A 19,353-nucleotide genomic window follows, 5' to 3' on the forward strand; every position below is an offset into this window, starting at 1 on the left:
GCGCCATTCGCGCGGCTGCTCAACGATAGAATCGACATGCTGCACGATCAGGCCCCTTCCGGCCCTATTTCGCGCAAACATGCCTAACGGGAGGTTAATCTAGATCAGTGTCATTTCGGCCGGCCGCTGAAGCCGGCCACCTCCCGCAAGTCATCGGCATTCATCAGCGCGCCATCGGACATCACCCACAACGTCCGCCGCATCGCGCCGATATCCTTCGATGCGTCGCCATCGACCAGCACTAGATCGGCTTCCTTGCCGACGGTGATCGATCCGGTCGCCTTGTCAGCGCCGACCAGCCGGGCCGGGACGATCGTCGCCGATTGCAGCGCCTCCGCCGTCGTTAAGCCGATCTGTACGTACAGTTCGAGCTCGCGGATGATCTCCAACCCGCCGCCGTCGGTCCCTGCGACGATCGGCACGCCAGCGTCATGGAGCCGCTTGGCCAGTTCCATCATCTTGGCGAAGCTCGCCCGCCAATCGGCGCGCGTCACCGGCGCCGGCGGCTGGAATCCGCCGAAGCGGAAATAGCGCTCGGTCACCGACGGCATCGTGCCGACGAACGCTGTGTAAGCGGGCTGCAGTTCGCCGTTTTCGGGAACGTACAAATTCTCGAACGCACTCAGGGTCGGATCGACGGTGATCTTTTTGGCCGCCATTTCCTTGATTAGCGACGCCATCGGCTCCTTGGTCAGATCGACGTCCTTGGCGTATTTGCCCGGGCCATTGAACCGCTCGATCCCGTTGTCGATGTTGACCACGCTGTCGGGCATCGCCTGCATCATGACGAAGTTGATGTGCGTGATCTCGTCATAGCCGCCCGCGATCACGTCGGTCGGGCGCAACGTCGCCGGGATGTGGCCGTGGACGTGCAGCCCCAGCTTTTTTGCTTCCTTGATCGCCGGCCACAGCCATTCGGGCTTCATCGAGGTGTAGAACTTGACCCCGGTAAAGCCCTTTTCCTTGGCCATCCGCACCGCGTCGATCGCTTCCTGAGCCGACGACACCGCGACGCCGCCTTGCGCCGCAAGCGGTCCCTTCCCGTCGATCAGCACCGACGAATAGACAGTCGGATAAAGCAATTGCCCCGCCGCGATCCGCTTGTTGCGCTCGATCGTCGGCTCGACATCGGCGCCGGGGTTGCGCGCGCTAGTCTCGCCCATCGACAGCAGCATGATGCCCTGCAGGTCGGACTGGGTGTGCATGTGCGCATCCCAGATGCCGGGGCTCAGCGTCTTGCCGGTGCCGTCGATCACCTTGGTGCCCGCCGGGACCTTGACCTTGGCGGCCGGGCCGACCGCGACGATCTTACCCTTGTCCGCGATCACCGTCTGGTCGTCGAGGAACTTGGCCGCGATCGCATCGAACATCTTCACGTGCGTGAATGCGACCGGCACCGGCGACACTTTGCCGAAGCGCTCGCGGATCGCTGGGTTGAGCGCCGCCATGGCGTCGATCTGCGCCTTTTGCAGCTTCAGCCGGTCGTCGGCATAGGCCTTGGGTAGCAGCGCCATTCCGCCCGCCTGTCCGAAGAAGCTGCCGTCCTGGTTCATCAGGACCAGACCCGGCTCGAGGCTGAGGCCCTTGATCATCCACGACGTGACGGTCTTGGCGGTCGGGCCGCTGCCGACCTGGATATCGACCAGTTTCTCCATCCGTTCGGTGCCGCTCGGCAGCAACGTCAGCGTCTTGTTCGGCGCCTTGTAGAGCGATTCCGCCCAGTATTTTAGGTCGGCCCAGGTACCGCCGACCGTGGCATATTGGCTCTTTCCGTCATAGGCGGCCGATCCAGCATCGATCGGCGTCTTCCAGCTCGCCTTGCCGCCGACGACGTCGAAGCTTTCCGCGGCGTCGCCGTTGGGCGTGATCCCGCGTCCGACGATCTTCTCCGGCTGGCCGTTCGGACCGAGCTTGATCGTCTCGTCCACCTCGGTGACCATGCCGCGCAGCAGGAAGCTCTGGCGGCTGGCGATGGTCCCGTCGGGCATCGTCCAGATCCACGCCGTGCCATGCTGTCCGGCGGACGAGACGATGACGAACTCCTCCGCATTGGCCGGCGGGGTAAGCAATTGATCCTTGGGCGTCTGCGACGCGACCGGCGCGGACACGGACAGCGCGGCGCCGGCGAGCAATATCGCGGCGATCGAACGGATTATCATGATGTCCCCCCTCGTGGAAAAGCGGATCGTTATTCGGCGGCGGCGTTGTCGGACGCCGTGTCAGCCGTCGCATCGGTATCGTTGGAGGTCATGCCGGCATCGGCGGTGGGCGTGGCCGTGGGCGACGGCGTGGCGACGACCTCGCCGACCGCAGTCGTCTTGATCGACCCGGCCGAATTCTCCCCGACCGCATCCGAACTGCCACCGCTGCATCCGGACAGCGCCATCAATCCGATGCCCGCGATCAGCCAAGTCTTCATGCCAGCCCTCCCTGATTGCGCCGATGGTCACCCGATCGGACCGCGCGGTCAAGACGGCGGCGCACGAGAACGCTAATGATTGCGCGATGACGCTCAAACGATCCTTCGCGCCCGTCGTCGATGCCCATACGCGGCTGCTGATCTGCGGCAGTTTGCCGGGCGACCGCAGCTTGGCGGCGGGGCGGTATTATGCGCACCCGCAGAACCAGTTCTGGCGGTTGCTGTCACCGGTCGCGGCCGTGGACTTGGCGGCGCTGGAGTATGAGCAGCGGCTCGCGGCGATGCGCGCGGCGCGGATCGGACTGTGGGACGTCGTCTCCAGCGCTATGCGACCGGGGAGCCGCGACGCGGCGATCCGCGATCACACCGCCAACGATCTGCCCGCGCTCGCGGCGGGTCTCCCCGATCTCCGCGCGATCGCATTCAATGGCGGCACCGCCTATCGGCTCGGAATACGCCAGATGGCGGGCATCGATCGCTACGCCTTGATCGCCCTGCCCTCGAGCAGCCCGCTCCATACCGTCGGCGTAGCGGCCAAGCAGGCGGCGTGGTCTGCCCTGCGGTCGGTGCTCACTTCTGCCCCTTGAGCGCCTTGTACACTTCGCGCGGGCCCGCCGACAGCGACGCGGCGATGATGAACCCCGCCGCGAGCGGCAGGATCGCGACGAACAGGATCGGGTTCGACGGCCAGACTTTTTTCGGCGGATCGGGATACATGCCGTCCCCTTAGCATAAGAACTGTCGGACTCGGCAATGTTCCGCTAATGTTCCGTCGCCATGCCCGAGTCTCCCACCCTCGACCGAACCTCGAACAGTGCGCTGCTGACGCTCCCGTCGCGACCGCTGCGGTGGCTGTTCCTCGACCTCAATTCCTATTTCGCCAGCGTCGAGCAGCAGCTCGATCCCACATTGCGCGGCAAACCGGTGATCGTCGCGCCGGTCGGGTCCGACACCACTGTCGCGATCGCCGCGTCGGTCGAGGCGAAGCGCTACGGCATCTCGACCGGCACCCCCGTCTGGGAAGCCAAGAACCTGTGCCGCGACCTGATGATCGCGCCCGCCCAGCACCAACGCTACGTCGAGTTCCACGACGCGATCATCGCGGAGATCTGGAAGCACATCCCCGTCACGCGCGTCTGCTCGATCGACGAAGTCGCATGCCGCCTGCTCGACAACGAAAATGACCGCGACGCCGCAATCGCCCTCGCCCGCCGCATCAAGGCCGGCATCCTGAGCAATGTCGGCGAATGCCTGACCTCGTCGGTCGGGATCGCGCCCAACCGGCTGCTGGCGAAGCTCGCGTCCGATATGCAGAAGCCCGACGGGCTTGTCGTCCTAGACGCCACCGAGCTGCCGCAGCGGCTCTACGACCTCAAGCTGCGCGACATTGCCGGGATCGGCGCGAACATGGAGCGGCGGCTGGCGCGCGACGGGGTCAACGACATTCGCGACTTGTGCGAGCGCCGCCCGCGCGACGCCGGCAGCGCTTGGGGCGGCGTCAACGGCGATCGGCTATGGTACCTTCTCCACGGCGTAGACCTGCCCGACAAACCGACACAGACGCGCTCGATCGGGCACAGCCACGTCCTTTCACCCAACAAACGCGGGCTCGAACCGGTCCGCCTCACCGCCCGCCGCCTCGCGCTCAAGGCCGCCAGCCGGTTGCGGCGCAAGGGCTATGTCAGCCGGCTGCTGGTGCTCCACGTGCGCTTCGAGGCGGACAAGGCGGTCTGGCAATGCAGCCGCAAGCTCGAAGCGACGCAGGACAGCTTCAAGGTGCTCGCCGCGCTCGACTCGCTGTTCCCGCGGCTTGCCGAGGAAGGCCGCGCGCGCCACGGCAGCTTGCGCGTCCGTATGGTGGGCGTGACGCTCAACGAAGTCGTTCCGGTTGCCGGCGAGCAGGGATCGCTGTTCGCGCATCTCGACCCCAACGACCCGCTGGCGCGCGAAACGCGCGGGCTTGCGCTGAGCCGCGCGATGGATCGATTGAACGAGAGGTTCGGCCGCCACGCCGTATCGCTCGGGCCGTTCCATGGCGGGCGGATCGACCGCGTCGGCACCAAAATCGCGTTCGGCCGCATCCCGGACCTGGACGAGTTCCACGAATGACGTTTTTGTTGCGGTCTTGACCTCGGCCACGCCTTGCGCGAAGCGTTAACGCCTATGAAGACCCCCCTCCTCACCGCAACCGCCGTCGCGCTGCTCGCGCTCACGGCCTGTCAGCAAAAGTCCGAGACGACGACCGTCGCCAACGACACCACCGTCGCGAACACGACCACCGTTTCGACCGCGCCGATCGAATTGCCGCCGGCGATCAAGTCGGAAGGCTCGTTCCGCTGCCATGGCGACAACAGCCTGGTGAAGGTCACCTTCTTCGAAGCGAAGAAGGACGGCACGATGACCGCTTCGGTCGCGTCGCCGGTCGATGCTTCGCCCGTCACGCTGAGCGGCGAGGCCGGCAAGCCGATGACCGCCGATGGCGGCTGGGCGCTGTCGGGTACCGACAAGTCGTTCGACCTGACGCAGCCTGGCAAAGCCAAGCAGAACTGCAGCAAGTAAGTCATTCTGGCACGGCCCGCGGCGACGCGGGCCGTTGCATGCCGGCCTCTCCTCCGGCACCTAGGCCCAAGCCATGGCCACCATCGCGATCTACAGCCTGAAGGGCGGCGTCGGAAAGACGACGCTGGCGGTCAATCTCGCCTGGACCGCGGCTGCATTGTCGTCGCGGCGGACATTGCTGTGGGACCTCGATCCGCAGGCCGCGAGCAGTTTCCTACTCACGGACAAAAAGTCCAAGGGCGACGCCCTGTCGGTGTTCTCGAAGGACGCGCCGCCAGACAAATTGATCCGCCGTACCACGACGGCGCGGCTCGACCTGATCCCGGCGGACGCGTCGTTGCGCGACCTCGACCTGCTGTTCCACCAACTCGACAAGAAGAAGCGGCTGGCGAAACTGCTCGATGGTCTGTCGAAGGACTATGACCGCATCCTGCTCGATTGCCCGCCCGGACTGACGGAGACCAACAAGCAGGCGATGCGCGCGGCCGATCTGATCGTCGTGCCGGTGATCCCATCCCCATTGTCGCAGCGCGCGTTCGAGGAACTGATCGGATATCTCGGCACGACCAAGCGCGTGCTGCCCGTTCACGTCATGGTCGATCGCCGCCGCCGTCTCCACACCGACAGTATCGCGGCCAACCCCGGATGGCCGGCGATCCCGATGGCAAGCGCGATCGAGCAGATGGGCGTGCACCGCGCGCCCGTCGGCGAATTCGCCGCCCGTTCCCCCGCCGCCGACGCGTTCGCGGGATTGTGGCGCGAAGTCGAGCAATGGCTGGCGGTCCCGGCGCGGTGACGCCAACCGCCCACCTGTGCTCCGGCGCAGGCCGAAGTGTTGGCAGGACAGGTCGTCACGTGCGGCCAGCGCTCCGGCGTAGGCCGGAGCACGGAAGAGGCAGCGAGGCGTGAAACACCTGCCCGAGCCCTCCTACGACGTGCTCGACCCCAATCTTGTGCTCGGCGCCTATGCCGTTGGCGTCTTCCCCATGGCCGACGCGCGCGACGCGGCCGGCGTGTATTGGGTCGAGCCCCGCAAGCGCGCCGTGCTGCCGCTCGACGGCTTCCACCTTTCACGCTCGCTCAAGAAAACGATCGCGTCGGATCGCTTCCGCGTCACCGCCGACGCCGCGTTCGAGGATGTCATCGCGCTGTGTGCCGAAAGCGCCGATGATCGCCCCGACACCTGGATCAATACGACGATCGAGCAAGTCTTTACCCAGCTCCACTTCCGCGGCTTCACGCATTCGATCGAGTGTTGGGACAGCGACGAGTTGGTCGGCGGGCTCTACGGACTGGCCTTAGGGCGCGCATTTTTCGGTGAATCGATGGTCAGCCGTGCGACCGACGCATCGAAGGTCGCGCTCGCCTGGCTCGTCGCGCGGTTACGCGCGGGCGGGTTCACCTTGCTCGACTGCCAGTTCCAGACCCCGCACCTCGCCTCGATGGGCGCGGTCGAGATCAGCCGCGGCGATTACGTCGCGTTGCTGGGCGGCGCGATCGAGGGTTCGCTGGGCGGGGCGGCGGCGTCGGTCGAATCGGGCGATTTCGGCGCGCTTGACCGGCTGCCCTTGGATTCGGACGGCGCCGTAACCGTGTCGGGGCCGCTGGTCGGGAAGGACATCGTGCAGCTCTTGACCCAGACGTCATAGACCGGATCGCGCACGACGTTGAGCGACGGGCGTTCCTTGTACAGCCACCCCGAATGCACGCGCTTCCACGACCCGTCGGTCTGGGCGATCTCCAGCTGGACGAACGCGCCGGTATAATGCTCCTGCTCCCACGGCGCGGTCTGCTCGCACGCGCGCAGGCGGACGATCACATTGCCGATCCGCGTCGCCTGGCCGGGCTTCATCGTCAGGTCGCGCGCCTGGCCGTTGCGCTTGTTGAGCAGCCCGAGCACCGCGACGCGATCCTTCATCGGTGTCGTGCCGTTCTCAGGATTGGTCGGGTCGCCGGAGACGTCGACCGTCTCGACCCCGCCCGCCACTTCGGCCTCGTCGAGGGTCGTCGCGGGGGCGGTCGCGGTCGCAACCGGGGCGGACGTGTGCTGGCCCTGATACCAGTTATAGCCGGCCCAGCTTGCCGCCCCGACACCAGCCAAGGCCGCGCCGATGCCGACGACGCGGCGCCAGTTCATGCGTCGGGCGTCCAGGCTTCGTAATCGCCGGTCGCGGCGGCGCGCTTGCCGCCCTTTTCCAGCGCGCCGGGCGGGCGATATGCGAGCGCGGTACCGGTCAGGTTGGGAATGGCGGGCTTTTCCCAGCGCCGCTGCGGCGGCAGCGCACGATCGGGCACGTCGTCGATCTGATGATGCAACCAACTGAACCAATCGGGCGGCACCCGGCTGGCGTCGTTCGCGCCAGCATAGATCACCCAGCGCCGCGGATTGCCCGCGGTATCCTTGCCCCCGGTGTAATACACGTTGCCGAGTTCGTCCTCGCCGACGCGTTCCTTACCGATCAGCCCGAACATCGTGCCCCAGCTCGCGCCGTTCCACCAGGTGAAGGGATTGAGATTGATGCCCATGGCCGAGCGATTAGCGGGCGGGTGGGACAAGGGCAAGCGAATGGCGGCGCCGCGTCAATCGTGCGGGATCTGCCACAAGATGTTGGTGTTGTAGGAATCCCGCGTCGGGCGGCCCGATCCATCCTTGGCCGGCGTGAACCGCGCACGTACCCGCATGACGCGACAGGTGGCATCGTCCAGATCGGCGCTGCCGCTCGATCCGGTGACCGCACAGTCGCTGACCAGCCCGTGCGCGGAAATCTTGAGCGCAACGACGGTCCGGCCCATCAGATTGGCACGCAATGCCGCGGGCGGATAATCGTCGGGTGTGATCAACGACGCGAGGTTGCGCGGCTGCGCCTTCGTTATCGCCGGCAGGCCGCTGCCCGTATCCAGCCTGATCAACTCGCGCCCGCACTTGCGAAGCTCGTCGATCGCCGGCTTCAAACCGTTCAGGTTGAATCCGACGACCTTGCCGCCGGCGTCGTTCACCTCGATCGAAGGTGCGACTTCCATCTTCGAAAGAAAATCGGTCTGCATTGGCGCGATGACGCGTTTGCCGCCACCGTCGACCGCCGTCACGATGCTGACCCCGCGCGAAAACTTCTCGGTGCCGATCGTCCAGATCAAATCCGGCTTATCGTTGATTTCGTACCGTAACGGCCCGGCGATGATGACGAGTTGCTTTCGCTCCGCGGTTATCGACACCGCGAATTGCCACCCGCCGGTAAACTGATCGACGGCGAAGCAATTGTCGCCCGGATCCATGAAAATCGTCCAACTGCCGGCTTTGGACCATTGCTGAGCGGCCGCTGCAGACGGAACGGAGTGGACGGACAGGCCCATCACCGTAGCGACAGCAATCGTCCGCTTTCCCCAGGCTCGCCGAGCCTGACCAACGCTACGCAACATTACCCCCCACATTACGCTTCACACGTCCCCGATATCGGCGCCTACTTCGCCCAATTCACCTTGTCGCCCTCGGCGATCCCCAGCGCCGCCGCGCGGCCGCCCTTGATCTCCAGCACCGCGCCGACCGGTTCGCCCGACGACAATGGCGTCTCGTCGAACGGCACGGCGTTGGCGGCGATGTGCGCGATTGTGCCGTCCGCGCGGATGAAGATGATGTCGAGCGCGCTCGGCGTGTTCTTCATCCAGAAGCTCGCCTCGCGCGGCGGGCCGTCGGGCGGATAGGGCCAGAACATCATCCCGCCATTGACGGGAATCTCCATGCGGAACATCAGCCCGCGTTCCTGCTCGTCGGCGGTCTTGGCCTGTTCGACTTGAAAGGGATGCGCGCCGTTCTTGCTGGCGATCGTCACGGTCATCGTCCGCACCGCGGCCGCGCTGTTGTCCGACCCGCTACCGCTCGCACACCCTGCCGACAGCGCGCACAGCGCCAGCGGCAGCAACAATCCACGCACTGTCATCAGATTATTCGTCCCGATCGACCGCGACCGCCAGCGGACCCTTGCGGCCGTCGACGATTCGCGCACGCAGCCGCTGGTCCGGTTCGACTTCGGGCAATCCGGCGCGGCGCAGCGTTTCCATATGGACGAAGATATCCGCCGAGATCGCTTTCGCGCACCAGGAAACCATAGCCTTTCAGGCGATTGAACCATTTGACGGCGACTGCTTCGTAATCGCCGGCCTGATCGAGCATGGCGACAGGATCGACCCGCTCGCCGTCGCTGCGCATCCGGGGCGGCGGCTCGACGGCCGTTGTTAGGTCGATCGACAGGATTTCTGTTGCCTGCAATCCGCGCTGGCGCTGCACCGCGCGGCATTCGAGCCGCGCGCCCTCGGGCAAGCTGCGCCGGCCATGCGGCTGGAGGACGGAGAAGTGGATCAGCACGTCGCCGCCTTGGTTGTCATCGACCAAGAAGCCGAATCCTCGCGTGACGTCGAACCATTTGACCACACCGGTATGGCGCGATTCGTCGGGCGCGCTCGATGCGACGCTCGATTCCGACGGCTGCAGCGGCCGTTCTTCCAGTTCCGGCTGCGGTTCTACGCGCACAACTACCCCCTGACCCGCCGCTGTATCACGTATACTTGCGATCCCAAAGAATCGAGTGCGGTCGTTTCGGTCCCGAATTAATCCAGATCAGTGAGGTCGTCACCCGGATTCATTGTCGCAATTCGTCGCGCCAGCGCCGGCGCATGGCCCGCGCGCAGCATCGCCCCGATCTGCTTCTCGCGCAGCGGCCGATCGGCAACCTGTTCGGCGAACGGTCCGATCCGCCGCCGCCGGGCGAAGGTGATCGCGGCGTCGATCGCGCGCTCCTCGATACGGGGCGCGATCGCCTCGGCATCCTCGCCCCGTATCCCCGCCTGGTGCAGCGCCCCGGTCACGCGTCGCGCGCCCAGCCCGCGTCGCGCCATCGCGCTGGCCTTGGCCTCACCGTAAGCCTGATCGTCGATATAGCCGAGTTCCGCGAACCGCTCGGCGATGACCGCCGGATCCGCCGCCACATCATCTTTCCAGCCGCGCTCGCGTATCTTACGAAGCAGGTAATCGGTCAGGCGCCCGCGCGTCGTCGCGAAGCGTTCGACATAGCGCAACGCCAGCCGTTCGAGGCCAGAACGGTCGAGCGGAGGGACAGGACGACGTGGAACTCGCGGCATATCGCCATGTTTGTGCCACACTGGCGTTCGATTTTGAACGTGTGCCATTGGCAGGGGGTCTCCCGATGGCATGGATGTAGCCCGCGTAGATGGGCGCACGTACAACATGGGCGCAAAATGCATGATGACGGAAACGACTGATACAGTGATGGATCGACCGGCCGGGCTCAGCCCGACGCCGAGCGACGACTCGCTGCCTCGCCGCTACGCCGACTTTGCCACGTTAGGCGAAGCGCTGGATTATGCCGCGCAAGGCGCCAAGGGCCTGAATTTTCACGATCCGCGCGGGACGTTGATCCGGCCGTATCCCTTCTCCGAGCTGCGCGACGATGCGCTGGCGATGGCACGGCGATTCATCGCCGCCGGGGTGAAGCCCGAAGATCGCATCGCGCTGATAGCCGAGACCGGGACCGATTTCGCCAGCCTGTTCTTCGGCGTGATCTATGCCGGCGCGTGGCCGGTGCCGCTGCCCCTGCCGACCAGTTTCGGTGGTGCGCAATCCTATATCGACCAGCTCTCGGTCCAGCTGAACAGCTGCGATCCGACGATGCTGATCTATCCGCCCGAAATCGGCGCGATGTGCGCGGAGGCGGCGAAGAACTGCAACGTCGAGGGTATCGACTGGGCCGAGTTTGCGACCCGCGCTGCGCCCGATGCGACGCTCCCGCAGGCGAAGACCAACGACATTGCGTATCTGCAATATTCCAGCGGCTCGACCCGCTTCCCGCACGGTGTCGCGATTACGCATGCCGCGTTGCTGTCTAACCTCGCGGCGCATTCGATCGGGATGCATGTCGGCGACGGCGATCGCTGCGTGTCGTGGCTGCCCTGGTATCACGACATGGGCTTGGTCGGCTGCTTCCTGTCGATCGTCGCCAACCAGGTTTCGACCGACTATCTAAAGACCGAAGATTTCGCGCGGCGCCCGCTGGCTTGGTTGGACCTGATCAGCCGCAATCCGGGGACGACCCTCTCCTACTCGCCGACCTTCGGCTACGACATCTGCGCGCGCCGTATCGGCAGCCAGAGCCATGTCGCCGACCGCTTCGACCTGTCGCGCTGGCGCGTCGCGGGCAACGGCGCCGACATGATCCGCCCCGACGTGATGCAGTCGTTCGTCGATGCCTTCGCCGATGCCGGGTTCAAGGCCAGCGCCTTCCTGCCCAGCTACGGCCTGGCCGAAGCGACGCTGGCGGTGTCGATCATGCCACCGGGTGAAGGCATCCGCGTCGAACTCGTTGAGGAAACGCAGCTTTCCGGTCAGGAAGGCCGCCGTGATCGGCCGCAGCGTTACCGCGCGATCGTCAATTGCGGAAAGCCAGCCCGCGACATGAAAATCGAGATCCGCGAAGAGGATGGCACGCCCCTTCCCGATCGCGCGATCGGCAAGGTATGGTGCGCCGGCCCGTCGTTGATGGTCGGCTATTTCCGCGATCCCGAAGCGACCGCCGCCTGCTTGGCCGACGGTTGGCTCGACACCGGCGACATGGGGTACATGTCCGACGGCTATATCTACATCGTCGGCCGGGCCAAGGACATGATCATCGTCAACGGCCGCAACCACTGGCCGCAGGACATCGAGTGGGCAGTCGAGCAACTTCCCGGCTTCAAGGCTGGCGACATCGCCGCGTTCGCGATCACCACGCCGGGTGGTGAAGAGACGCCGGCGGTGCTGGTCCAGTGCCGCTCGAGCGACGAAGCCGAACGCGTCCGCCTGCGCGAGGAGATCCGCGAGCGCGTGCGGTCGGTGACCGGTATGAACTGCGTGATCGAACTGATCCCGCCGCGTACGTTGCCGCGCACTAGCTCGGGTAAGCTCAGCCGGGCGAAGGCGCGCAATCTGTATCTGGCGGGCGAGATCAAGCCATACGCGATCGCGGCTTAAGCTAGTGGCGCTAGGGTAGGTTTTTCGGCGAGGTTAAGCTTCGTCGCCGGCCTCGCTCTCCAGCAATTCCACCAGCGCGGTCCACTCATCCAGCGCGGCGCCGGTCGCGTCCTCGCGCTGCTGGCGCGCGATCGTCAGCGCTCGGCGGCCGAAATGTGCCGTCAGTGCGGCGGCATATTGCGATCGCAACCGTTCCCGATCCTCGGCCACTTCCCACCCCTTACGCCTACGCGTCCTCTAAAGAGCCCGTTGCGGCCCCGGTCAACTCAACAACACCGCCATGGACTCACGGCTCAGCGGCTGGGCGAATTTGAACCCGACCTCGTCGCCGACCGACCAGCGGACGTTTCCCAGCAGCGCCGGCATCGGCCGACCCATGATCAACTGGCCGAGCGCATTCGACTCGAGCCCCGATGCACCACGCAGCTTCGCCCCTCCGATGCTGATATTGACGACCTCGACCACGCGGTGCCGATCGGCGATGCGCAGTTCGGCGACCCGATCGCTGCGGAACCGCGGGCCCCGCACGACTAGGCCGGCCTCGCCCGACACGCGGCGGCCGACCAGATCGACGTCCTGCGGCAGCAAGAACTCCAGGCCCGCGAGCCGATCTTCGCGCCAGATGACGCTGGCGTCGCAGGCTTCCAGGCCAGCTGTTTCTATCCGCACGCGCGATCCCGCTGCAGGGGGCTCGGGCATTTCGATCAGCAGCCCGCCGGTCGCCACGTTGCGCACGAGGCAGAAGTGATCGCGTCCCGCAACGACGATCTTGCCCGCGGTCAGCACGCTCTTGTGCCGCTCCGCTGCGCGTCGCTCGCTCAGTCCCAACGCCGTTTGATAGGTCATTCTTCAAGTCGCTCCGCGGCTTCATGTCGCGCGACCGCCCAGCCGGATCGCGGTTAAGCAGTCGCTATAATTGATGGTTACCGACCCGGGTTTGAGACCAACGTCTAACCGCTGGCAGGCAAAACCGACCGGTCGCGCGTCCGGTCAACGAGGTCGGCGCCAACAACTTCGCAAATCGTTGAAAAACACCGATCCGGTACAGATTAAATACTGTTTTTAGAGTTCGTTAGGCCTCTTCGGGCGAAGTATGTTTAGCCAGCATTTGGAGATGTCTATGCGCCCCGAAACCGTCGCTGAACGTCGGGAATATCATGCACGGCGCAGTGCGCAGGAAAAGCGCGCCGCGGACCGCGCAAGTACGCCCGAAATCGCGCAACGCCACCTCGACCTGCATCGCTTCCACGAGTTGAAATGCATCGAATCCTGCATCCTGCGCACCGGCGACCAATTCGCGCTGCAGCCGCCACCCGAAGTGAAGAGCGCGCCGCATCTTGTCATCCTGGAGACGTCGGAAGAGCTCGTCATCGAACTCTCGCCGGAACAGGCGCTCAGCGTCGCCGAACGGATCATCGCTAAGGCGGCCGAGGCGTGCGGCGACGGGATGCTGGCGGACGACATGGTGGTGCGGCGCCGCAAGCAAGCAAGCCGTGCCGCCAGAGCCAACATGCAACGTTAGCTCACCCGCGCGCAATCGCACCAAATCGGACCTTTTCTTATCCGCACGATGTCGCGAATCTCCAATTACATTTCGTCCAGGCCGTTCTAAAGACAGCGAAATGTAGGGAAGAATGCTGAACTGGCTCACGGGAGAGGGCCGTAAGGGGGATATAGCACTACATGGTAATCAGAACCGCCGACCTTTCAGGTCCCTCCCCAGGAACTGTCAGGCTCATTCGACGGGTTCGTCCATGACGACGGTTCAAACGATGGGGTATGGCGTTTTCGCGCCAGACAACCTGCCGCCGGACAGCCGCGACAAATTTCGTCTCGTCGTGGCAACGGCCTGGGTGAGCGCGCGCAATTGCGTCACGCGGATCATCGATCCCGAACTCGTCGCCAATCCCGGTTGGGACATCCTGCTCGACCTGTTCATCAGTGGGATGCGCGACCAGCCCGCCTTTGTTTGCGGACTCTGTCTGGCGTCGCATGTCCCGCAGACGACGGCGTTGCGCTGGATCGGCAATCTGGAAACGCGTGGTCTCGCCCACCGCACGCCCGACACCCGCGACCGCCGGCGATCGATCGTGCAACTGACCGAACTGGGACTGGAGAAAGTCAGGGCCGTGCTGGATGCGGCATCGGACAGCGACCGCAAACTGGGGATCGGGCGACTACAGACAGCGCAGTGAAAACGACGATGGTTGAGGGGCCGGCACAGGAGGACGGCCGGCCCCTCGCCCCCGCGGTTACGGGAGCATCACGGTGTCGATGACGTGGATTACGCCGTTCGATTGCATCACGTTGGCGATGGTGATCATGCCGGTATCGCCCTTGCCGTCCATGATCGCCCAGCCCTTGCCCATCTTCTTGAAGCTGAGCATGCCGCCGTTGACGGTCGTATAGGTCGCGGTGCCGCCATTGGCCTGCGCCTTGGCGGCGATCATCGCGGCGGTGATGCGGCCGGGGACGACGTGATAGGTCAGCACGCCGGTCAGCTGCGCCTTGTTCTCGGGCTTCAGCAACGTATCGACCGTGCCGGCCGGCAACTTGGCGAAGGCCGCATTGGTCGGCGCGAAGACGGTGAACGGCCCGGGACCCGACAGCGTATCCACCAGCCCAGCCGCCTTGACCGCGGCGACCAGCGTCGTGTGATCCTTCGAATTCATCGCGTTCTGAACGATGTTCTTTGTCGCGAACATCGGCGCGCCGCCGACCATTGGATTCTTCATCGACATCGCCGCTATGCCGCCGGTCGCGCCGGCCGCGAGCGTCGCCGCGATCATGATGTTTCGGACTGCCTTCATGTGCCTGTCTCCTCGCTTCACCCTGTTGGTGATTGCGCGCGGAGATACGGCCTTGGTCGGGTGATAGATGCGGTCAGGCGACCGAAAGTTTGCCGGCCGCGACGACCGGACCGGTCGGTTTGCCGGTGGGCGAGCCGCCGATCGGTTCGACCGACACCGCCAGCGTAACCCCGGCGGCAAGCTGACGGCGCTGATCGGACGTTAGGGTCATGCGCGACGCGCCTTGGGCGGCGAGCAAGCCCATCGCCTTCGGCACACCGTCGTCGCCGATCATCCACAGTTCCGCGCTCTTGCCGTCGGGCGCCATGTCGGCGTCGGGAATGCTCATCTCGCCCGTCGTCATATCGACCAATGCGGCGACCGACGTCGATTTGTCGGTCATCATCAGAGACGCGACCATCATCCGGTGCGGCTGCACGACCGGGATCGGTAGCGGCGCGGGACCCGGCCGCACAACGACGAACAGGGCGACCGCCGCGGCCAGCGCGGTCGCGAGCGCCAGGATGGGCCAGGCACTGCGCGGTCGTGACGTTTCCACGGGAGCGGCAAGCCGCACGGCAACCGCATCGGGCGCCGCGACCTCACGATAGTCGTCGAACAGTCCGGCCAGCCTATTGCGCCAACTCTCGACCTCGCGAGCGAACGCCGGATCGGCGAGCACGCGGCGCAGCGCCGCGGCGCGCTCCTCGCCCTCGAGCAGCCCGATCGCCAGTTCGGCGGCGGTCATATCGGGATCGTCAGTCGTCACCGACACACCCCTTAAGCTGCATCAACCCGCGCCGCACCCAACTCTTCATCGTCCCCAGCGGGACGCCCTTCGCCTCGGCGAGTTCGGCATAGGTCAGGCCGTCGAAAAAGGCGGTGCGGATCGCGTCCCGCTGCCGCTCCTCCAGAGCATCGAGGCAATCGTGCAGCCGCCGCGACATTTCGTCGCGTTGCGCCACGGTCAGCTGGTCGGGCGCGTCGTCGGCGACCATGCCGGCTTCGGAAATCGGCCGGGTCGGGCGGATCCCCCTCGCGCGCACCCAGTCGATCGCGCGGTTGCGGGCGATCGTCGCGAGCCACGAAATCGGGCTGGCGCGTCCCGGCTCGAACGCCCCCGCCCGTTTCCAGATCGTGAGGTACACCTCGTGCAACACATCCTCCGCACCGGCGCGATCGCCGCAGATACGCAAGCAAATGCCAAAAAGCTTCGCCGAGGTCAGCCGGTAGATATCCTGGAACGCCGCGCGGTCTTCGTCGCCGGCGCGTCGCAATGCTTCGATCAGGTTCGCCCGCGCGGCGTCGGCGTCGAGGCGATCAGGCATGCGACATGGCTACGCCTGCCGGTGATCGCAGGCAACTGATCCACATCATCTCGAAAGAAGCACGATCGATGAGAGCAATTCGGCGCTGGCGAACCGTTGGGATCAGCAATCCGCCAGCGCCACGCCCGGTCAGGCGAACGATACGGCCGCGACTTGCGCTTTGCGGCGGCGTAGGGCGCCACCGACCGCGCCGAAACCGATCAGCATCATCGCCCAGGTGGCCGGCTCGGGCACCGCTGGCGTCGCGGTCGCAGCAACGTAACCGGTGGTGAATGGCGATACCGAGGTCAGCTGATATTTCTGCGCCGCGCTCGCGAAATACAGGCTGGCGCTCGTGCCGCCCGCCGTGGTGAAGCCCAGCCCGCTGCCATCGACGAAGCTGTCGGTCGTGTAGAAGTAGTTGTCCGACCCTTGGAACCCGCTGAGCCCGGTAATCGCTGACATGTTTAGCATGCCGCTGATGCCGGTGATCACATAGCCCAACCGATTCTGCGAGCTCATCGTCAACGCGTCGCTGGTCGTGATGGTCGCCGAGCCCGTCTGGATCCCGCCGATAAGTGGCTGATTGGTCGTGAAATTGATGATGTAATTCCCTGCGTGCGCAGGCAGGGCCACTGCCATCGCTCCGACAGCGACGGCCGCCGCCAACATTCTGTTCTTCATCATGCGTCTCCCCCTTTTGCCGGCGGAAATCGCGGACGAAAGGCTGGTCAGGTACGTTAACGATTTGGAAAGGATGCAGCGGCGCACGAAAAAATTCATGCCCGACAAAGACATTTCGAGCCCAATGGCTGGATACATACCCACAGAAATCCGCCGAAATTCCCCAATTTTCTAACCGTTCGCTAACCCTCTCCGGGCTATTCGCGCTGGCGTGAGTACGAAGTCTTCCTCGCAATTCCCCAAGCCGCGGATCGATGTCCGCGCGTTGCTTGGGCTGTACGATCCCCCCGATACGACCGACTGGGGTCCGATCCGCGCGGCGCAGCTTCACGCCGGACGCCAACTCGCGCTCTTCCTGCTCGCCGCCAATCTGGTCGGTGCCGCGCTGATCGTGATGCTGTTCGACGGGATCGCGCCGCGGCCGCTGTTGATCGGTTGGGGCATCGGCACCGGGATCGTCGGCATCGCCGTCGCGATTCGCCGCCTTGCAACGCGCCACCGCGACGCCACCACCGCAACGCTGCACGACGTCCGCGACACGGTGATCGAGGGCGTCGGGCTCGCCTGCGTCTGGTCGGTGCCGCCGATCGCATTGGGCTCGCACGCCAGCGCCGGCACCGCGATGGCGCTGTGGATACTGCTGTCGGTGATGATGACCGCCAGTGCCGTGTCGATGGCCGCGCTGCCGATGGCGACGCTCAGCTTCCTCGGCATCCTCGGCACCGCGATCACCGCGATGCTGATCCGCTTCGGCAGCCCGTTGCTGGCGGCGGCGACGGCGCTGTTCGTCGTGCTGCTGATGATCGGCTGTCTGCAGCGCGCCCGCTCGCTCGTCGTGATCCGCGCCGGCGAGATCGGCCTTGCCGAACGCGACGAGACCGTGAGCCTGCTGCTGCGCGAGTTCGAGGAGGAGGATGGCGACTGGCTGTGGGAGACCGACAGCGCGCGCCGCATCGTCCGCGCCTCCCCGCGTTTCGCCCGGTCGTTCAACCTCGACCCGGTCAAGATCAACGACATGCCGCTGGTCCAGGTGCTGGCCGGCGCGCATTGGGAGAAAAGCGAATTCACGCCGGGGCTGCGTGTCCTGGCCGACAAGCTGAAACAGCGTGAAGCATTCCGCGACTTGCTCCTGCCCGTCCAGATCGGCGCCGAGCAACGCTGGTTCGCGCTGACGGCCAGCCCACGCCACGACGATCGCGGCGCGTTCATCGGGTTTCGCGGCGTGGGATCGGACGTTACCGCGCAGCGAGAATCCGCCGACCAGATCAACCGCATGGCGCGGTTCGACACGCTGACCGGCCTGCCCAACCGCCTGTTCCTCAATGAACAGCTCGCCCACGCCATGGCCGATGCGGAGAAATGGGGCACGCGTTGCGCGTTCATGATGATCGACCTCGACCGGTTCAAGGCGGTTAACGATTCGCTCGGCCACCCGGTCGGCGACCGCTTGCTCGGCCGCGTGTCCGCGCGGTTGCAGCAACTGATCACGGATAACGAGATTATCGGTCGCCTCGGCGGCGACGAGTTCGCGGTCGTGGTGCGCGACGCCTCCGACAGCGAGCGGCTCGATCAGCTGGCCAAGGCGATCATCGATACGTTATCGCGTCCGTACGACTTGGACGAGCACACGCTATTCATCGGCGCGTCGATCGGCATTGCGATCGGCCCGCGCGACGGGCGCACCGCGGAAAACTTGATCCGCTCCGCCGACCTTGCGCTCTACCGCTCGAAGGATGGCGGCGGCGGCGCGTTCAACACGTACGAGCCGCAGCTGCACGTCAAGGCCGAGGAGCGGCGCGTCCTCGAAATGGCGCTGCGCCAAGCGCTCGAAAAGGGCGAGCTGCACCTCGAATACCAACCCGTCGTCGCGGCCGGCACTGGCGGATTGACCGGGTTCGAAGCACTACTGCGCTGGACGCATCCTGAGCTAGGTGTGGTGTCGCCCGCGAAGTTCGTGCCGCTGGCCGAGGATGCGCGGCTGATCGTGCCGATGGGCGAATGGGTGCTACGATCGGCCTGCGCCGAAGCCGCGCAATGGCCCCACCCGATCCGCGTCGCGGTCAACGTCTCGCCGGAACAGCTGCACAACCCGGCCTTCGTCTCGGTGGTCGCCTCGGCGCTCGCCAATAGCGGTTTGCCCGCCGAGCGGCTCGAGCTCGAAGTGACCGAAGGCGTATTCATGCGCGAAGGCACCGGCGCGGTGCAGGTGCTCGAACGCATCCTCGATCTCGGCGTGCGCCTTAGTCTGGACGATTTCGGGACGGGCTATTCTTCGCTCGGCTATCTTGCGCGTACGCGGTTCTCGACGATCAAGGTCGACCGCAGCTTCGTTCAGGGCGCGTCCAAGGGCCAGCCCGAGCCGATCGCGATCATCCGCGCCGTCGTCGCGCTCGCCCAGTCGCTTGGCATGGCGACCACGGCCGAAGGCGTCGAGACCGAGCAGGAACATGCGATGATCCAGGAGCTCGGCTGCACCAAGGTCCAGGGCTATTATTTCGGGCGCCCCCTGCCCGTCGCCGAAGCGCGCGCGCTCGCCGGCCGAAAATGGGGCGAGTCGTCAGCGGCAGCGTAAAGGCG

Annotated in this window: 22 protein-coding genes and 2 pseudogenes; 9 read left to right on the top strand and 15 right to left on the bottom strand. The window is 65.5% G+C overall.

Annotation, left to right across the window (positions count from 1 at the left end; all coding sequences use genetic code 11):
- Positions 1–110 precede the first annotated feature (110 nt).
- Together FPZ24_RS11250 and FPZ24_RS11255 are read right to left on the bottom strand one after the other, a co-directional pair.
- Positions 111–2,159, bottom strand: coding sequence for an amidohydrolase family protein (locus FPZ24_RS11250; RefSeq protein WP_146572033.1), 2,049 nt, complete (start codon positions 2,157–2,159; stop codon positions 111–113).
- Positions 2,160–2,188: 29 nt separating this feature from the next.
- Positions 2,189–2,419: a hypothetical protein gene (locus tag FPZ24_RS11255; RefSeq protein ID WP_146572035.1), complete on the bottom strand. Its 231-nt coding sequence runs from the start codon at positions 2,417–2,419 to the stop codon at positions 2,189–2,191.
- Between the two features lie 86 nt (positions 2,420–2,505).
- On the opposite strand from FPZ24_RS11255, the gene FPZ24_RS11260 reads away from it, so the two are divergent.
- A complete protein-coding gene (locus FPZ24_RS11260) occupies positions 2,506–3,006 on the top strand; it encodes a DNA-deoxyinosine glycosylase (protein WP_146572038.1) in 501 nt (166 codons plus the stop codon).
- On the opposite strand, the gene FPZ24_RS17210 is transcribed toward FPZ24_RS11260, so the two are convergent.
- Positions 2,990–3,136 carry a hypothetical protein gene (locus tag FPZ24_RS17210; protein WP_186728783.1) on the bottom strand — a complete coding sequence of 49 codons (147 nt, stop codon included), beginning with the start codon at positions 3,134–3,136 and terminating at the stop codon, positions 2,990–2,992. The two genes, FPZ24_RS11260 and FPZ24_RS17210, sit on opposite strands and share 17 nt — an antisense overlap.
- Positions 3,137–3,196: 60 nt before the next feature.
- Between FPZ24_RS17210 and FPZ24_RS11265 the strand changes: the two genes are divergently transcribed.
- From FPZ24_RS11265 to aat, 4 genes are all read left to right on the top strand, one after another.
- Positions 3,197–4,528: a DNA polymerase Y family protein gene (locus FPZ24_RS11265; protein ID WP_146572040.1), complete on the top strand. Its 1,332-nt coding sequence runs from the start codon at positions 3,197–3,199 to the stop codon at positions 4,526–4,528.
- Positions 4,529–4,582: 54 nt separating this feature from the next.
- A complete protein-coding gene (locus tag FPZ24_RS11270; RefSeq protein WP_146572043.1) occupies positions 4,583–4,978 on the top strand; it encodes a hypothetical protein in 396 nt (131 codons plus the stop codon).
- Between the two features lie 73 nt (positions 4,979–5,051).
- On the top strand, positions 5,052–5,774 hold the full coding sequence (locus tag FPZ24_RS11275) for a ParA family protein (protein ID WP_146572045.1): 723 nt from the start codon (positions 5,052–5,054) through the stop codon (positions 5,772–5,774).
- Between the two features lie 190 nt (positions 5,775–5,964).
- Positions 5,965–6,627: a leucyl/phenylalanyl-tRNA--protein transferase gene (aat, locus tag FPZ24_RS11280; RefSeq protein ID WP_240047703.1), complete on the top strand. Its 663-nt coding sequence runs from the start codon at positions 5,965–5,967 to the stop codon at positions 6,625–6,627.
- A gap of 35 nt (positions 6,628–6,662) precedes the next feature.
- Here aat and FPZ24_RS17850 read toward each other — a convergent pair.
- The 6 genes and pseudogenes from FPZ24_RS17850 to FPZ24_RS11310 form a co-directional block, all read right to left on the bottom strand.
- Positions 6,663–7,115, bottom strand: a pseudogene (locus FPZ24_RS17850) (DUF2155 domain-containing protein); the annotation flags it as partial.
- Positions 7,112–7,504 (bottom strand): NADH:ubiquinone oxidoreductase subunit NDUFA12, encoded by a 393-nt coding sequence (locus FPZ24_RS11290; protein ID WP_146572047.1) that lies wholly within the window; start codon positions 7,502–7,504, stop codon positions 7,112–7,114. The gene FPZ24_RS11290 and the pseudogene FPZ24_RS17850, both read right to left, overlap by 4 nt.
- Before the next feature lie 54 nt (positions 7,505–7,558).
- On the bottom strand, positions 7,559–8,251 hold the full coding sequence (locus tag FPZ24_RS11295; protein WP_186728785.1) for an energy transducer TonB: 693 nt from the start codon (positions 8,249–8,251) through the stop codon (positions 7,559–7,561).
- A gap of 185 nt (positions 8,252–8,436) precedes the next feature.
- Positions 8,437–8,913: a DUF192 domain-containing protein gene (locus tag FPZ24_RS11300; protein ID WP_146572051.1), complete on the bottom strand. Its 477-nt coding sequence runs from the start codon at positions 8,911–8,913 to the stop codon at positions 8,437–8,439.
- 4 nt (positions 8,914–8,917) lie between these two features.
- Positions 8,918–9,464: pseudogene (locus FPZ24_RS11305) on the bottom strand (cold-shock protein).
- A gap of 116 nt (positions 9,465–9,580) precedes the next feature.
- A complete protein-coding gene (locus tag FPZ24_RS11310) occupies positions 9,581–10,111 on the bottom strand; it encodes a regulatory protein RecX (protein ID WP_146572053.1) in 531 nt (176 codons plus the stop codon).
- A 148-nt stretch (positions 10,112–10,259) separates the two neighbouring features.
- Between FPZ24_RS11310 and FPZ24_RS11315 the strand changes: the two genes are divergently transcribed.
- Complete coding sequence (locus tag FPZ24_RS11315; protein ID WP_240047434.1) at positions 10,260–11,996, top strand: fatty acyl-AMP ligase; 1,737 nt, start codon at positions 10,260–10,262, stop codon at positions 11,994–11,996.
- Positions 11,997–12,029: 33 nt separating this feature from the next.
- Here the strand turns inward: FPZ24_RS11315 and FPZ24_RS17215 are convergent, their stop codons facing one another.
- Both FPZ24_RS17215 and FPZ24_RS11320 read right to left on the bottom strand, forming a co-directional pair.
- Entirely contained in the window at positions 12,030–12,206 is a 177-nt protein-coding gene (locus tag FPZ24_RS17215; protein WP_186728787.1) for a hypothetical protein, read from the bottom strand.
- 51 nt (positions 12,207–12,257) lie between these two features.
- Positions 12,258–12,842, bottom strand: a complete 585-nt coding sequence (locus FPZ24_RS11320) for a PilZ domain-containing protein (RefSeq protein WP_146572057.1) — start codon at positions 12,840–12,842, stop codon at positions 12,258–12,260.
- A gap of 274 nt (positions 12,843–13,116) precedes the next feature.
- On the opposite strand from FPZ24_RS11320, the gene FPZ24_RS11325 reads away from it, so the two are divergent.
- Together FPZ24_RS11325 and FPZ24_RS11330 are read left to right on the top strand one after the other, a co-directional pair.
- On the top strand, positions 13,117–13,518 hold the full coding sequence (locus FPZ24_RS11325; RefSeq protein ID WP_146572060.1) for a hypothetical protein: 402 nt from the start codon (positions 13,117–13,119) through the stop codon (positions 13,516–13,518).
- Positions 13,519–13,750: 232 nt separating this feature from the next.
- The gene (locus FPZ24_RS11330; protein WP_146572062.1) at positions 13,751–14,191 is read left to right on the top strand and encodes a winged helix DNA-binding protein; all 441 of its coding nucleotides are present in this window, start codon (positions 13,751–13,753) and stop codon (positions 14,189–14,191) included.
- Positions 14,192–14,248: 57 nt separating this feature from the next.
- Here FPZ24_RS11330 and FPZ24_RS11335 read toward each other — a convergent pair whose 3' ends face one another.
- The 4 genes from FPZ24_RS11335 to FPZ24_RS11350 form a co-directional block, all read right to left on the bottom strand.
- Positions 14,249–14,785, bottom strand: a complete 537-nt coding sequence (locus FPZ24_RS11335; RefSeq protein ID WP_420853399.1) for a fasciclin domain-containing protein — start codon at positions 14,783–14,785, stop codon at positions 14,249–14,251.
- Between the two features lie 94 nt (positions 14,786–14,879).
- Entirely contained in the window at positions 14,880–15,554 is a 675-nt protein-coding gene (locus FPZ24_RS11340) for an anti-sigma factor (RefSeq protein ID WP_240047435.1), read from the bottom strand.
- On the bottom strand, positions 15,544–16,113 hold the full coding sequence (locus FPZ24_RS11345) for a sigma-70 family RNA polymerase sigma factor (protein WP_146572066.1): 570 nt from the start codon (positions 16,111–16,113) through the stop codon (positions 15,544–15,546). The genes FPZ24_RS11340 and FPZ24_RS11345 overlap by 11 nt, the downstream gene beginning before the upstream one ends.
- 129 nt (positions 16,114–16,242) lie before the next feature.
- Entirely contained in the window at positions 16,243–16,875 is a 633-nt protein-coding gene (locus FPZ24_RS11350) for a PEPxxWA-CTERM sorting domain-containing protein (protein WP_240047704.1), read from the bottom strand.
- A 112-nt stretch (positions 16,876–16,987) separates the two neighbouring features.
- On the opposite strand from FPZ24_RS11350, the gene FPZ24_RS11355 reads away from it, so the two are divergent.
- Positions 16,988–19,348, top strand: a complete 2,361-nt coding sequence (locus FPZ24_RS11355) for a putative bifunctional diguanylate cyclase/phosphodiesterase (protein ID WP_240047436.1) — start codon at positions 16,988–16,990, stop codon at positions 19,346–19,348.
- The last annotated feature ends 5 nt before the right edge of the window (positions 19,349–19,353 follow it).

The organism is Sphingomonas panacisoli (genome assembly GCF_007859635.1).
Taxonomy (GTDB): Bacteria; Pseudomonadota; Alphaproteobacteria; order Sphingomonadales; family Sphingomonadaceae; genus Sphingomonas; species Sphingomonas panacisoli.

Coding starts and splice junctions, on each gene's coding strand:
- FPZ24_RS11250 (WP_146572033.1), bottom strand. CDS start 2,159: ATGATAATCCGTTCGATCGCCGCGATATTGCTCGCCGGCGCCGCGCTG.
- FPZ24_RS11255 (WP_146572035.1), bottom strand. CDS start 2,419: ATGAAGACTTGGCTGATCGCGGGCATCGGATTGATGGCGCTGTCCGGA.
- FPZ24_RS11260 (WP_146572038.1), top strand. CDS start 2,506: ATGACGCTCAAACGATCCTTCGCGCCCGTCGTCGATGCCCATACGCGG.
- FPZ24_RS17210 (WP_186728783.1), bottom strand. CDS start 3,136: ATGTATCCCGATCCGCCGAAAAAAGTCTGGCCGTCGAACCCGATCCTG.
- FPZ24_RS11265 (WP_146572040.1), top strand. CDS start 3,197: ATGCCCGAGTCTCCCACCCTCGACCGAACCTCGAACAGTGCGCTGCTG.
- FPZ24_RS11270 (WP_146572043.1), top strand. CDS start 4,583: ATGAAGACCCCCCTCCTCACCGCAACCGCCGTCGCGCTGCTCGCGCTC.
- FPZ24_RS11275 (WP_146572045.1), top strand. CDS start 5,052: ATGGCCACCATCGCGATCTACAGCCTGAAGGGCGGCGTCGGAAAGACG.
- aat (WP_240047703.1), top strand. CDS start 5,965: ATGGCCGACGCGCGCGACGCGGCCGGCGTGTATTGGGTCGAGCCCCGC.
- FPZ24_RS11290 (WP_146572047.1), bottom strand. CDS start 7,504: ATGGGCATCAATCTCAATCCCTTCACCTGGTGGAACGGCGCGAGCTGG.
- FPZ24_RS11295 (WP_186728785.1), bottom strand. CDS start 8,251: ATGGATCCGGGCGACAATTGCTTCGCCGTCGATCAGTTTACCGGCGGG.
- FPZ24_RS11300 (WP_146572051.1), bottom strand. CDS start 8,913: ATGACAGTGCGTGGATTGTTGCTGCCGCTGGCGCTGTGCGCGCTGTCG.
- FPZ24_RS11310 (WP_146572053.1), bottom strand. CDS start 10,111: ATGCCGCGAGTTCCACGTCGTCCTGTCCCTCCGCTCGACCGTTCTGGC.
- FPZ24_RS11315 (WP_240047434.1), top strand. CDS start 10,260: ATGGATCGACCGGCCGGGCTCAGCCCGACGCCGAGCGACGACTCGCTG.
- FPZ24_RS11320 (WP_146572057.1), bottom strand. CDS start 12,842: ATGACCTATCAAACGGCGTTGGGACTGAGCGAGCGACGCGCAGCGGAG.
- FPZ24_RS11325 (WP_146572060.1), top strand. CDS start 13,117: ATGCGCCCCGAAACCGTCGCTGAACGTCGGGAATATCATGCACGGCGC.
- FPZ24_RS11330 (WP_146572062.1), top strand. CDS start 13,751: ATGACGACGGTTCAAACGATGGGGTATGGCGTTTTCGCGCCAGACAAC.
- FPZ24_RS11335 (WP_420853399.1), bottom strand. CDS start 14,785: ATGATCGCGGCGACGCTCGCGGCCGGCGCGACCGGCGGCATAGCGGCG.
- FPZ24_RS11345 (WP_146572066.1), bottom strand. CDS start 16,113: ATGCCTGATCGCCTCGACGCCGACGCCGCGCGGGCGAACCTGATCGAA.
- FPZ24_RS11350 (WP_240047704.1), bottom strand. CDS start 16,875: ATGAATTTTTTCGTGCGCCGCTGCATCCTTTCCAAATCGTTAACGTAC.